The organism is Nonomuraea sp. CA-143628 (assembly GCF_050942315.1).
Taxonomy (GTDB): Bacteria; Actinomycetota; Actinomycetes; order Streptosporangiales; family Streptosporangiaceae; genus Nonomuraea.
Window position 1 is genome coordinate 8816177 of record NZ_CP192072.1, and the last position, 12867, is coordinate 8829043.

Here is a 12867-nt window from a genome sequence, read left to right on the forward strand (position 1 = left end):
TCAGCCGCGGAGCGCCGCGGAGACCACGCGGGCGGACTCGATCGCCGTCTTCCTGTCGGCCGGGGAGCTCAGCGGAACGTCCTCGCGGCGCAGGATGACCTCGCCCACGAGATTGCTCGTACGGAAGAGCAGCGTGCTGTCCGATCGGCCGGATTCGGTACTGCCCATGTAGAGCTCGTAGGCGTCCTGGACGAACGCCGCCTCGCCCACGCCCGGCACGTCGGCCAGGGGACCGACGGTCTTGCGGAAGACCGTGCCCTTCGCCGCCGCGCGGCTGCCGCGCTCGCTGTCGAACCGCAGCCGGGCCACGGCGGGACCGCTGTAGTCGCCGTCGGGCTGCTCGGCCCTGGTCCGCACGGTGATCGAGCGGACGACCCGGGAGCCGTCGCGCACCTGCCACACGCACTCGCCCGCCCTGGTGCGTTGCCGCTGCACCGCACCGGTGGACGCCTGCCTGGGATCCTTCAGCAGTTGCCCGGCCTTCGCGTCACCGATCAGCCCGCACGGGTCGGGCGCCGCCGCGTAGCTGCCCGTCTCCTTCGGCCCGTTCAGTACGCTCACGCCGTACCAGCCGCCCACCCCCACCACGGCGACGGCGGCCAGCACGGCGGGCACGAGCCACCATCGGCGCCGGCCGGCACCGGAAGCGGACACGAGCCCCCGGCGAGCGGACGTGGGCACACCACTCAGCCGCTCGCCGATCTGCTCGGCCGACGGCCGGGCCGCGGGATCCTTGGCCAGCATGGCCATCAGCAGCCCGCCGAGCTCACGCCCCGCCCTGGCCGGGAACGGCGGGTCGTGCAGCAGCACCGCGGCGGCCACCGCGGCCGGCAGGGCGCGCTCGAACGGCGGCCGTCCCTCCACCGCGGTGTAGAGGCTCGCGCCGAGTGACCACAGGTCGGAGGCGGGGCCGGCGGCATGCTCGTTCAGCCGCTCGGGGGCCATGTAGCCGGGCGAGCCCGCGGTGCCCCGCCGATCGCCCCGGCCGCCCATCGGGGTCGCGATGCCGAAGTCGGTGAGCATGGCCGAACCGTCGGCGTCGAGCATGATGTTGCCCGGCTTGACGTCCTGATGCAGGATGCCGTGCGCGTGCGCCACCCGCAGCGCCGACAGCACCTGCGCCCCGATGCGGGCCACGGCCTGCGGCGGCAGCGGGCCGCGCTCTCCGATGACCTTGTCCAGCGAGCGCCCGGCGACCAGGTCCATGACGATCCACGGCTGGTCACCGTCGAGCACCACGTCGTGGACGAGCACGATGGCGGGATCGCGCAGCCGCCCCGCGGACCTGGCCTCATGGATCGCCCGATCGGCGAACTCGGCCCGCTGGCGCGGCGTCAGCCCCTCCGGCACCCGCATCTGCTTGACCGCGACCTGCCGGTCTAGCGTCTGGTCGAGCGCCCGCCACACGGTGCCCGCGCCGCCTTCGCCGAGCCGCTCCACCAGGCGGTAACGGCCGGCCAGGAGGTAGAAGTCAGCCTGCACTGCGCAACGCCCGCTCACTGGCCCGCGCCGCCTTCAGCGCCGACTGCCTGATGTCCTCGTCGGTGGGCTTGGTGGCCAGCGTGGTGTACTCGACGCTCACCACCAGGTTGGCCAGCCGGTAGTAGACGTGGGCGGAGTGCACCCGCCCCGACGGCCCGGCGAGCTCGAAGGCGAAGCCCTCCTCCCCGACGCCGGTGAGGGCGTGGACCGGAGTGCGCTTGGCCTTGAGTGAGTTCTTCACCCCGATCTCCGGCCAGGTCCAGTCGACCTCGTCGTACTTGGCCCAATAGCGCTGCTGATTGCCCAGCAGCGTGTGGGCCGTCACCGGAGTCATCGACCAGGGGTCGGCGGTGTCGGAGTCCTTCTGGAGCTGCAGCCCCACGCCGCTGCCCTGGACCGGCCAGCCGCACTTGGGGCCCACCTCGTCGGAGCCGGGCTGTGGCTTGGGCGGCTGCCGGGTGTTCAGCAGCTCGCCGATCTCGGCCTGGGCGAGGAGCGAGCACACGTTCATGGGGACGCTGAAGGCTTCTGGCACCTTGTCCTGATTTTTCGCCACAAAGTAGGTGACGCCGACGGCGATCAGCAGCACCGCCACGGCGCCGGCGATCCAGACGATCGCCTTACCGCGGCGCTTCACCCGGCCGGGCGCGGTGAGGTCGTGCTGCGTCGCGAGCCGCACCGTGCGCCCCGCCGCGACCTCGCCGAGCGCGTGAATGGCAGTCCGCGCGTCGAGGCGGGTGGCGGGATGGCGCGCCATCATGGCGGCGAGGACCGGCCCGATCGGGCCGGGCACGACCGGCGGCGGCAGCGTCAGCGTCGCCCTGATCCGCTCGGCCGGCGAGCCGCCGTAAGCCGGCCCGCCCGCGGCGGCCGTGAAAAGCGTGGCGCCGAGCGACCAGATGTCGCTGGCCGAGCCGCCCGGCTCACCCTCCAGCCGCTCGGGCGCGATGAAGCCGGGCGAGCCGATCATCAGCCCCTGCTCCGTCAGCGTCGCCTGCCCCTCCTGCCGGGCGATGCCGAAGTCGGTGAGCACCACCCGGCCGCCGTCGGTGAGGAAGACGTTGCCCGGCTTGACGTCGCGATGCTGCAACCCCTGCGCGTGCGCGGTGGACAGCGCGTCCAGGACGCGCGCCCCGATGTCGGCGAGTTGCTCCTGCGGCATCGCTCCGCGCTCCCGGACCGCGTCCGCGAGAGTACGGCCCCGCAGCAGCTCCATGACCAGCCACGGCCGCTCGTACTCGACGATGACGTCGTGCAGCGCCACGATGCCCGGATGCCGCAGCCGGGCGGTCGCCTGGGCCTCGCGTACGGCCCGAGTCACGAGGTCGCCGCGCTCCTTGGCGGACAGGCCCTCGGGCAGCGTGAGCTCCTTGACCGCCACCTCGCGCTCAAGCATCTCGTCCCTGGCCAGCCACACCCTGCCCATGCCGCCACTACCGAGCGGCCGCAGCAGTGAGTAGCGGCTGGCGAGTCTTCCCCCGGACATAAACGGAAGGGTAACTAAGGATCAAGCCAGACAGTTATTCGTTCGAAACTGATAACTGTCGGTCTACCTCTCTATGGTCTTGGTTCGTGGATCCGGTTCAAGGCACTCTCGACGAGCTCGGCACTCCGCTGAGCGACGTCACGTTCGTCGTGTTCGACCTCGAGACGACCGGGGGTTCCCCGGCCGATCACATGATCACCGAGATCGGCGCGGTCAAGGTGCGGGCGGGCGAGGTGCTCGGGGAGTTCTCCACGCTGGTCGACCCCGGCGGGCCGATCCCGCCGTTCATCTCCGTGCTGACCGGCATCACCGACGCCATGGTGGTGGCCGCGCCGCGCATCGAGTCGGTGCTGCCGGCCTTCCTCGAATTCATCCGCGGCACGACCCTGGTCGCCCACAACGCGAGCTTCGACACCCGTTTCCTCAAGGCGGCCTGCGCGGCCCACGGCTATCCCCCACCGGCCAACCCGGTCGTCGACACCGTCGACCTGGCCCGCCGCGTGCTGACTCGTGACGAGACGCCCAACGCCAAGCTCGCCACGCTGGCCCGGTTCTTCCGCAGCCCGACCGACCCCTGCCACCGCGCCCTGCAGGACGCCCAGGCCACCGTCCACGTGCTCCACGGGCTGATCGAGCGGGCCGGCTCCTTCCAGGTCCACACGCTCGAAGAGCTCAAGTCCTTCGTCCGCGCCCCCACTCCCGAGCAACAGCGCAAGCGCCACCTGGCCGATTCGGTGCCCCACTCCCCCGGCGTCTACCTCTTCGAGGACGAACGCGGCGAGGTCCTCTACATCGGCAAGAGCACCAACCTGCGCAACCGCGTCCGCTCCTACTTCACCGCCAGCGAGACCCGCCCGCGCATCCGCGAGATGATCGGCATCGCCGAGCGGGTCCGCCACATCGTCTGCACCACCGCCCTCGAAGCCGAAGTACGCGAGCTGCGCCTGATCGGCGGCGCCAAACCCCGCTACAACCGCAGGTCGCGCTTCCCGGAGAAGGTCGTCTGGCTCAAGCTGACCGATGAGCCGTTCCCCCGGCTGTCGATCGTGCGCGAGCTCAAGGACGACGGCGCCGCCTACCTCGGTCCCTTCTCCAGCAGCCGCTCGGCCGACGACGCCCGCATCGCCTTGCACGAGGCGGTGCCGCTGCGCCAATGCACGCAGCCGATCAGCCTGCGCACCCACCGAGCGGCCTGCGTCCTCTACGAGATGGGGCGCTGCGGAGCGCCGTGCGAGGGCAAGGAGAGCCAGACCGACTACGCGCTGCACGCCCAGGCCGCCCGCCGGGCCATGACCCTCGACGCCTCGTCCGTCTTCTCCGCGGTGTCGGCCCGAATGGAGCGCCTCTCGGTCGAGCAGCGCTACGAGGAGGCCTCGGTCGACCGTGACCGTCTCGCGGCCTTCGTCCGCACCGCGGCCCGCATGCAGCGCCTCACGGCCATCACCCGCATCCCCCAGCTGGTCGCCGCCAGCCCGGCCTTCGACGGCGGCTGGGACATCCACGTCATCCGCTACGGCCGGCTCAGCGCGGCCGGCGTCATGCCACGCGGCGCCCACCCCGTCCCCTATGTCGAGTCCCTCGTGGCCATGGCCGAGAGCGTCATCCCCGGCCCCGGGCCCGTCCACGCGGCCAGCGCCGAGGAGACCGAGTGCATCCTGCGCTGGCTGGAGTCACCGGGGATCCGCCTGGTGGAGATCGACGGCGAGTGGAGCCTGCCCGCCCACGGCGCCGCCCGCCACAAGGCCCGCATCGACCTCGCCTACCGCGGCCTCGATCAGGGCCGCTAGAGTTGGCCCATGGTCACGGCTATCGTCCACATCAACGCCGAGGTAGACCGGATCCCGGAGGTCGCCCAGACGATCGCCGAGATCGAGGGGGTCAGCGAGGTCTACTCCATCACCGGCGAATACGACCTGCTGGCGATGGTCCGGGTGGCCGCCTACGAGCAGATCGCCGAGGTGATCCCGGGGCGCCTCAACAAGGTGGCCGGCGTGCTCCACACCGAGACCCACATCGCCTTCCGCACCTACTCCAAGCACGATCTCGACGCGGCGTTCTCGATCGGCTTCGGGGAGAGCGACTAGCCCCACTAATCCGGACTTTTATCACCGGCACGGGCTGAGCGCCGCCCATAGCGCGGGAAATCAGGCTTTTTTACGGCAGGCACGGTGAGCCCCAATGCGCGTACGGGGCTGGGCCCTGTCCAGGGATACGGTCCTGAGGTGTACGGGGCTGGGCGCCGTAACGAGACGGTGAGACCGTGGCTTCCGGCAACCCCTCGCGGGGAACAGCCCACCGCACCGCCATGTACCGCTCACTGCGCCCGCCGTGTGCGACCCACCGCGCCCGCCGCGTACAGCTCGATCTACTCGCCGTGCGGCAGCCGCTTGATCACACCGGACTCGACATCGCGCGAGCGTGATCACACCGGACTCGACACCGCGCGAGACGACTCCCGCGCGGGAGAGCACCGGCCCTGAAGACAAAAGAACGGGCCCGGACGGATGATCCGCCCGGGCCCGAACCGAAGAGAAACTACCGCGTCACGGAGTGGTCGTCGCCGGCGCCGATCGCCGCGTGCTCCTCCTCATGCCCATGCCCATGCCCGTCGTCGAGAGGAATCTTCTCCCCTCCGTACGCCTTGGACATCCGGGCGCGCAGCTTGCCGAGCGGGCCACGCATGCCCTTCGGCGGGATGCCCGCGCTGTCGGGCGCGGCCGGCAGCATCAGCACCGGCTCCTTGCCCTGGACGTGCGCGGCGATGTCGTCGTCCGCCGGCGTGTGCAGCTCGATGTACTCGCCGTGCGGCAGCCGCTTGATCACACCGGACTCGACACCGTGCGAGACGACGCCCGCGTCGTAGCGCTGCAGGCCGAGGCAGATGCGATAGGTGATCAGGTACGCCAGCGCGGGCAGTACGAAGATCAGCACCCGCCCCGCGTACGTGGTCACGTTCAGGCTGATGTGGAAGTTGGCCGAGATCTCGTCGTTGGCGCCGAGCAGCCAGAGCACGCCGTAGAACACGATGGCCGTCATGCCGATCGCCGTGCGGTGCGGGTTGTTGCGCGGGCGGTCGGCGATGTGGTGCTCGCGATTGTCGCCCGTGACCCAGCGTTCCAGGAACGGATAGAGCGCCAGGCCCGTCATGATGATGCCCATGGGTACCAGCGCCGGGATGATGACGCTGAGCGGCAGTGTCCCGGCATGGGACGTGCCGAACAGGTTGATCTCCCACGGCACCATGATGCGCAGCGCGCCTTCGAGGAAGCCCATGTAGAAGTCGGGCTGCGAACCGGCCGAAATGTCGGCGGGCGTGTAGGGCCCGAACAGCCAGATCGGGTTGATCTGGGCGAAGGTCGCCAGCCCCGCCACCACCGCGAACGTGAACAGGAAGTACGCGCCCGCCTTGGCCATGAAGGCCGGGTAGAAGGGTGCTCCCACCACGTTGTGGTTGTTGCGGTTCTTGCCGGGCATCTGGGTGTGCTTCTGCGTCCACATGAGCACCATGTGGGCGGAGACGAGCGCCAGGATGATGCCCGGGATGAGCAGGATGTGCAGTGAGTAGAACCGGGAGATGACATCCTCACCCGGATATTCCCCGCCGAACAGGAAGAACGTGACGTACGTGCCGACCAGCGGCAGCGAGATCGCCACACCCTCGGTGATCCGCAGACCGGCGCCGGACAGCAGGTCGTCAGGCAGGGAGTAGCCGGTCAGGCCCTCGGCGAGCGCCAGCGTCAGCAGCCCGACGCCGATCAGCCAGTTGAGCTCGCGCGGCTTGCGGTAGGCGCCGGTGAAGAACACCCGCAGCGCGTGCACCATCATGCCGGCCACGAACATCAGGGCCGCCCAGTGGTGCATCTGCCGCATGAGCAGACCACCCCGGACGTCGAAGCTGAGCTCCAGCGACGACGCGTATGCCTGGGACATCATGACGCCCTTGAGCGGGGCGTACGACCCGTCGTAGGCGATCTCCGCCATGCTCGGCTTGAACCAGAACGTCAGGAACGTCCCGGTCAGCAGCAGGATGACGAAGGAGTAGAGCGCGATCTCACCCAGCAGGAACGACCAGTGGTCGGGGAAGACCTTGCGGAAGTTGCGCTTGAGGAAGTTGCCCGCGCCGAGGCGCTCGTCGAGGAAGTTCGACGGGCCGGCGATGGCCTTGGGTACGGTGGTCAGCTCGCTCATGCCTGGCCTCCCTTGGACCTGGCCTCGGCTTCGGCGTCGCCGCGCTCCCAGTAGCTGGGACCGGGCGGCACGTTGAAGTCCCCCTTGGCGACGAGGAAACCCTCACCGTCGACCGTGATCGGCAGCTGCGGCAGCGGCCGGGCGGCCGGGCCGAAGATGACCTTCGCTCCGTCGGCGGCGTCGAAGGTCGACTGGTGGCAGGGGCAGAGGATGTGGTGGGTGGTCTGCTCGTAGAGGGCCGCGGGGCAGCCCACGTGCGTGCAGATCTTGGAGTAGGCGACGATGCCGTCGTGCGTCCAGTTCTGGTTGACCCCGGACTTGATCTCTTCGGGGCGGAACTTGATCAGGATCAGCGTCGCCTTGGCCAGGGCGTTCAGGTCGTGCTGGTAGCCATCGGGCACCACCGACAGGATGCCGCCCGGGGAGTTGAAGTCGGCCGCGCGGATCGGCTGGCCGGTGCCCTCGACGACGAGCCTGCGCGGCTTGCCGTCCTTGGTCTTCTCACCCCAGACCGTGTGCCGCAGCGTCTTGTTGAAGGCGGCGCCGGGCATCTTGGAGTTGTCGAGGTCGCGCAGCAGCACCACCGGGAGCAGGCCCAGCGGCGCGGCCGCGAGCAGCAGGGTGCGGCGCAGCAGCTTGCGCTTGACGAACCCGCTCTCGTTGGCGCCCTGAATGAAGGTCTCGGCGACGACCCCCCGCTCCTCCTCGCCGGAGACCATGGGGTGGCGCTCCTGGACCAGGGAGTATTTCGGCATGATCATGCGGACCCAGATCACGATGCCGGAGGCCAGCCCCAGCAGCGCGATCGTCAGCGTGCCGCCGAGCGCCAGGTTGGACACGCCGGTGCTCTCCGGGCTGCCGACCTGGAAGTAGACGTACGAGATGATGAACGCGATGGCCGCGAGGAACGTGATCGTGAAGCAGAGCGCCACGATCTTCTCGGCCTTGCGCGCCTTCTGCTCGTCCTGCAGCGTGACACCCGGGATCTCTACCTCGGCGTCCTCGCGTTCGGGGGCGCCGAGCATCGAGGTGCCCGGTGCGGGGGTGCCGATGACGCGCCGTGGGACGCGCTCGTCCGGCTGCTCGATCTCATGCTCGTTGTCTGTCATGACTTCTGTCGCTTCTTCGCGGTGATCCAGATGGCGGCGAGGGCGAGGGCGCTGAGGCCCGCTATCCAAGCTACGAGACCTTCGGTGACCGGGCCAATACGCCCGAGGCCAAAACCTCCCGGGTCCTTCTGCTCGCGAACACTGGTGATGTAGGCGATCATGCTGCGCTTCTCTTCAGGCGTGATCGTCGAGTCGTTGAAGACCGGCATCGCCTGCGGGCCGGTGATCATGGCCTCGTAGATCTGCGTGGGAGACGCCTGGTTCAGGTTGGGGGCGTATTTGCCCTGCGTCAGCGCGCCGCCCGCGCCGGCCCAGTTGTGGCACTGGATGCAGTTGGCGCGGAACAGCTCACCGCCCTTGCCCGCGTCGCCGAGCTTGGCGTCGACCTGCTCCTTGCCGGGCACCTGCGGACCGCCGCCGAGCGACTGCACGTAGGCGCCGAGCTTGCGGATCGAGTCAGGGTTGACCCAGCTGTGCTCCGGCTTGCGCGGCGCCTGGGCGCCGGAGTCGGCCGCGGGCATGCGGCCCGTGCTCACCTGGAAGTCGACGGCCGCGGCCCCGACGCCGATGAGCGTGGGAGCCTTCCCGCTGACGCCCTGCGCGTTGAGCCCGTGGCAGCTGGAGCAGTGCAGCTCGAACAGGGCCTTGCCCTCGGCCACGTCGTCGACCCTGCCTGACGCGAGGGCCGCGTCAGCAGGCTTACCCACCTGAACAAAGGCGGTGTATGCCATCCCGACCAGCGCCAACGCGAAAATCAGGACGGCGTATCTCGCGAGGGGATGCCGCCGCCAAGCGGTGATCCTAGTCACAGAGATCCCGTTCCTTAACGAATAATGTAGATGGTCGCGAAAAGGCCGATCCAGACGACGTCGACGAAGTGCCAGTAGTAGGACACGACGATGGCGCTGGTGGCCTGCTCATGCGTGAAGCGCTTCGCGGCGTACGTCCGTCCCAGCATGAAGAGGAACGCGATCAGGCCACCCGTGACGTGCAGGCCGTGGAAGCCCGTCGTCAGGTAGAACACCGAGGTGAAGGCGTTCGCGGAAAGGGTCGCGCCCTCCTTCGCCAGCTCGCCGTACTCGTACAGCTGACCGGCGACGAAGACCGCGCCCATCAGAAAGCTCACGAGGTACCAGAAACGGAGCTTGCCGACCTGCCCCTTCTCCGCGGCCCATACGCCCAGCTGGCACGTCACACTCGACAGGACCAGGATGATCGTGTTGACCGTCGCGAACGGGATGTTCAGGTGAGCGCCTTCGGCTTCCACGCCCTTCTGCAGGAGCGCGGGGCCCCACTCGAGGCCGTTGCCCTCGCTCACCGACCGGATGGTGAAGTACATCGCGAACAGCGCCGCGAAGAACATGAGCTCAGAGGACAGCCAGACGATCGTACCGACGCTGACCAGATTGGGTCTGCGGTACGGCTGTGCTGTCGTCGTCGAAGTTATTGCGGATGCTGTCGCCACGGGCAGCATTATTGCGGCTTCTGTGGGCGGTCCCGCGCACGACCCCCCCGTAAGCAGGAACAAACATGCCCGTAACCTCAAAAAATGAGGACAAAACGCCCGCCAGAGACGGCGGCCTGGGATTGCGGGCCGGGGCACCGGTACGATCCCAGGTGACCATACAGCTACGACCGATAGTGAGCGCGACCGTGAGCACCGACGACACGATGAGGGTTCTCGTCTACAGCGACGACGCCGCCACCCGTGAAGAGGTTCGGCTGGCGATCGGCCGGCGACCCGCCGCCGATGTCCCCCTCGTGGAGATCGTGGAGTGCGCCACCGAGCCCAAGGTTCACCAGTGGCTGGGCTCCGGCGAGATCGACGTGGCCATCCTCGACGGCGAGACCCAGCCCGCCGGCGGCATGGGCGTCTCGCGCCAGGCCAAGGACGAGGTCTACGACTGCCCGCCCGTCTGCCTGATCATCGCCCGGCGCGACGACCGCTGGCTGGCCGAGTGGTCCAAGGCCGACGCCGTGGTCCCGCAGCCGCTGGAGCCCATGGTCCTGGCCGACACCGTCGCCGACCTGATGCGCCGCCGCGCCTCGACCCGACTCAACGCGAAGTAGGTGCCTGCCGTGGATGCCCGGACGACCTGGCCCGCCCTGCTCTCGGCTCTCCTGTCGGGTGAGCATCTGACCGCCGACGAGACCTCCTGGGCGATGCGGGAGATCATGTCCGGCTCCGCGACATCGGCCCAGATCGCCGGGTTCGCGGTCGCGCTGCGGGCCAAGGGTGAGACGGTGGCCGAGGTCGTGGGCCTGGCCCGCACCATGCTGGAGCTGGCCACCCCACTCGACGTCGAGGGCCCGGTCGTCGACGTCGTCGGCACCGGAGGCGACCGCGCCCACACGGTCAACGTCTCGACGATGGCCGCCATCGTGGCCGCCGGCGCGGGCGCCCGCGTGGTCAAGCACGGCAACCGCGCCGCCTCCTCCTCGTGCGGCGCCGCCGACGTGCTGGAGCACCTGGGCATCCGCCTCGACCTGACGCCCGAGCAGACGGCCCTCGTCGCCCGCGAGGCGGGCATCGCCTTCTGCTTCGCCCCGGTCTACCACCCCGCGCTGCGCTTCGCCGGGCCGCCGCGCAAGGAGATCGGTGTCCCGACGGTCTTCAACTTCCTCGGCCCGCTCACCAACCCGGCCCGCCCCGCGGCCCAGGCCATCGGCGTCTTCGACAAGAACATGCTGCCGGTCCTCGCGGGCGTCTTCGCCGAGCGCGGCGTCTCCGCCCTGGTCTTCCGCGGCGACGACGGCCTCGACGAGCTCACGATCGCCACGACCTCCACGGTCTGGATCGTCAAGGAAGGCGTCGCCACCCAGACCGTCTTCGACCCCTCCGTCCTCGGCATCCCCCGGGCCGACGCGGGCGCCCTCAAGGGCGGCGACGTCGCCTTCAACGCCCAGGCGGTCCATGACCTCCTGCGTGGCAAGACGGGCCCGGTGCGCGACGCCGTGCTGCTCAACGCGGCGGCCGCCCTGGTGGCGCTGGACGGACCCGGCGACGACCTCGACGCGGCGATGATCGACGGCTACGCGCGCGCCGTCCAGGCGGTCGACTCCGGCCGCGCCGCCGCCACGCTGGACCGCTGGATAGAGACCAGCCGCTCCCTCCGCCCGGCTTGACCCCTTCGGGACCTCTGCGACCGCAAGGCGCCCAAGAGGGCTGCCGCGAGGGCTACAGGGACGGACAGAGCCCTTCAGCGGTTGAGGAGCGTTCAGTGGTTAAGGAGCGTTCAGCGGTTGAGGAGCGTTCAGCGGTTGAGGAGCATGGTGGGGGCGGCCTTGAGTGAGCTCCACTTGAGCCACTCCCGCCAGCTCTCCTGCCAGTGCCCCCACCCGTTGGTCGGCTCCAGCACCCGAGGTGAGCCCGTGATGATGATCGGGTCCCCGATCAGCGTGTTCTTGAGGAACCAAGCCGCGTTCTCCGGGCTGACGTTCACGCACCCGTGGCTCACGTTCGAGTAGCCCTGCGAGCCGACCGACCAGGGCGCGCTGTGGATGTACTCGCCGCTGTTGGAGATGCGCACGGTGTCGTAGACGGTCAGCTGGTAGTAGCCCGCCGAGCCGGGCCCGATGCCGGGTGAGGTCATGACGGTCACCGGCTCCCTGGACATGGCCAGGTGGATGCCGGAGGTCGTGTAGTACTTCCACTCGCCGCCCTGGCCGGCGCTCATCGGCATGGTGCGGATCTTCTTGCCGTCGCGGCGGACCGTCAGCACGTGGACGTCGGTGCTGCCCTTGGTGATCTGCGAACGGCCGATCTTGAAGTCGAAGGCGAAGTCGCGCTTCCCGTACACGCCCTCGGCCCCGCGCACCCCGGCCAGGTGGGCCTCCATGCGGACGTTGGTGTGTGCCGGCCAGTAGTGCAGCGGCCGGAAGTCCACATGCCGGTCGTCGAACCAGTGCCAGGCGCCCTCGACCGGCTTCGAGCTGTGGATGACGAGATTGCGCTCCACCGCCACCCGGTCGGTGATCGGCTGGTCGAACGTGATCATGACCGGCATGCCGACGCCGACCGTCAGGCCGGTGTCGTAGCGGTTCGGCGTCACTGTCTCGATGTCGAAGGTCTTGGTCGCCTTGACCGTCGAGAACGTGCTGGTGCTCTCGATCGGCTTGCCGTCGGCTCCGGCGGCGAGGGTGGTGATCGTGTACGTGGTGCCCGGCCTGGCGGTACGGGTGCTGCGCCAGGCGGTGCCGTCGGCGCTGAGCACGCCCGGCAGTTCGCCCGCCTTGCCGCCGCCCTGGATCCGGACGCTCTTGAGGGTGCCGGACTGCGCGGTGACCACCACGGTCTGGTCTGTCGGGATATTTCCGGCTTTGTTGAGTGGATTCACCACCACGGTGGCCGCCACAGGCGGCTTCGCGACCCCGTCACCGACCGCGGCGGTCTGTCCGGCCGCGGCCCCGGCGGCCGGACCCCTGGTGGCGGCACCGGTCGCCCCGGCGCTTCCGGAAGGTTCGGTCTGGGCCCCAGAACACGATGTCAGCAGGGCCAGGGCCAGCAGCCCGGCGGATCCATGAGCCAAGCGCCCCACGTGCACTCCCCCGTCCGAGATCGATCCATTCCCCTCACTTGTTACCCTGAGTGCTTGATTCGTC

The 12867-nt window shown here is 69.5% G+C and carries 11 protein-coding genes; 4 read left to right on the forward strand and 7 right to left on the reverse strand.

Features of this window, described 5'->3' with window-relative positions; genetic code table 11:
• The gene (locus ACQP2T_RS40110; protein ID WP_433510071.1) at nt 1-1482 is read right to left on the reverse strand and encodes a serine/threonine-protein kinase; all 1482 of its coding nucleotides are present in this window, start codon (nt 1480-1482) and stop codon (nt 1-3) included.
• Nucleotides 1472-2968, reverse strand: coding sequence for a serine/threonine-protein kinase (locus tag ACQP2T_RS40115; RefSeq protein WP_433510072.1), 1497 nt, complete (start codon nt 2966-2968; stop codon nt 1472-1474). The genes ACQP2T_RS40110 and ACQP2T_RS40115 overlap by 11 nt, the downstream gene beginning before the upstream one ends.
• Before the next feature lie 86 nt (nt 2969-3054).
• On the opposite strand from ACQP2T_RS40115, the gene ACQP2T_RS40120 reads away from it, so the two are divergent.
• Nucleotides 3055-4755 (forward strand): DEDD exonuclease domain-containing protein, encoded by a 1701-nt coding sequence (locus tag ACQP2T_RS40120; RefSeq protein ID WP_433510073.1) that lies wholly within the window; start codon nt 3055-3057, stop codon nt 4753-4755.
• 9 nt (nt 4756-4764) lie between these two features.
• Complete coding sequence (locus ACQP2T_RS40125; protein ID WP_225298448.1) at nt 4765-5052, forward strand: Lrp/AsnC family transcriptional regulator; 288 nt, start codon at nt 4765-4767, stop codon at nt 5050-5052.
• A 451-nt stretch (nt 5053-5503) separates the two neighbouring features.
• Here the strand turns inward: ACQP2T_RS40125 and qcrB are convergent, their stop codons facing one another.
• From qcrB to ctaE, 4 genes are read right to left on the reverse strand one after another with little or no spacing between them, the layout of a single operon-like run.
• On the reverse strand, nt 5504-7156 hold the full coding sequence (gene qcrB, locus ACQP2T_RS40130; RefSeq protein WP_433510074.1) for a cytochrome bc1 complex cytochrome b subunit: 1653 nt from the start codon (nt 7154-7156) through the stop codon (nt 5504-5506).
• Nucleotides 7153-8265, reverse strand: coding sequence for a cytochrome bc1 complex Rieske iron-sulfur subunit (qcrA, locus tag ACQP2T_RS40135; protein WP_433510075.1), 1113 nt, complete (start codon nt 8263-8265; stop codon nt 7153-7155). The genes qcrB and qcrA overlap by 4 nt, the downstream gene beginning before the upstream one ends.
• A complete protein-coding gene (qcrC, locus tag ACQP2T_RS40140; RefSeq protein WP_433510076.1) occupies nt 8262-9074 on the reverse strand; it encodes a cytochrome bc1 complex diheme cytochrome c subunit in 813 nt (270 codons plus the stop codon). The genes qcrA and qcrC overlap by 4 nt, the downstream gene beginning before the upstream one ends.
• Before the next feature lie 14 nt (nt 9075-9088).
• A complete protein-coding gene (gene ctaE, locus ACQP2T_RS40145) occupies nt 9089-9739 on the reverse strand; it encodes an aa3-type cytochrome oxidase subunit III (RefSeq protein WP_225298440.1) in 651 nt (216 codons plus the stop codon).
• A 197-nt stretch (nt 9740-9936) separates the two neighbouring features.
• On the opposite strand from ctaE, the gene ACQP2T_RS40150 reads away from it, so the two are divergent.
• Both ACQP2T_RS40150 and trpD read left to right on the forward strand, forming a co-directional pair.
• Nucleotides 9937-10335: a hypothetical protein gene (locus tag ACQP2T_RS40150; protein WP_363990350.1), complete on the forward strand. Its 399-nt coding sequence runs from the start codon at nt 9937-9939 to the stop codon at nt 10333-10335.
• A 9-nt stretch (nt 10336-10344) separates the two neighbouring features.
• Complete coding sequence (gene trpD, locus ACQP2T_RS40155; RefSeq protein ID WP_433510077.1) at nt 10345-11391, forward strand: anthranilate phosphoribosyltransferase; 1047 nt, start codon at nt 10345-10347, stop codon at nt 11389-11391.
• 128 nt (nt 11392-11519) lie between these two features.
• Here the strand turns inward: trpD and ACQP2T_RS40160 are convergent, their stop codons facing one another.
• The gene (locus ACQP2T_RS40160; RefSeq protein ID WP_433510078.1) at nt 11520-12803 is read right to left on the reverse strand and encodes an Ig-like domain-containing protein; all 1284 of its coding nucleotides are present in this window, start codon (nt 12801-12803) and stop codon (nt 11520-11522) included.
• Between the last annotated feature and the right edge of the window lie 64 nt (nt 12804-12867).

Bases quoted from the DNA above. Each gene is read 5' to 3' on its own strand.
- ACQP2T_RS40115 (WP_433510072.1), bottom strand. From the start codon at position 2,968: ATGTCCGGGGGAAGACTCGCCAGCCGCTACTCACTGCTGCGGCCGCTC.
- ACQP2T_RS40125 (WP_225298448.1), top strand. From the start codon at position 4,765: ATGGTCACGGCTATCGTCCACATCAACGCCGAGGTAGACCGGATCCCG.
- qcrB (WP_433510074.1), bottom strand. From the start codon at position 7,156: ATGAGCGAGCTGACCACCGTACCCAAGGCCATCGCCGGCCCGTCGAAC.
- qcrA (WP_433510075.1), bottom strand. From the start codon at position 8,265: ATGACAGACAACGAGCATGAGATCGAGCAGCCGGACGAGCGCGTCCCA.
- ctaE (WP_225298440.1), bottom strand. From the start codon at position 9,739: ATGCTGCCCGTGGCGACAGCATCCGCAATAACTTCGACGACGACAGCA.
- ACQP2T_RS40150 (WP_363990350.1), top strand. From the start codon at position 9,937: ATGAGGGTTCTCGTCTACAGCGACGACGCCGCCACCCGTGAAGAGGTT.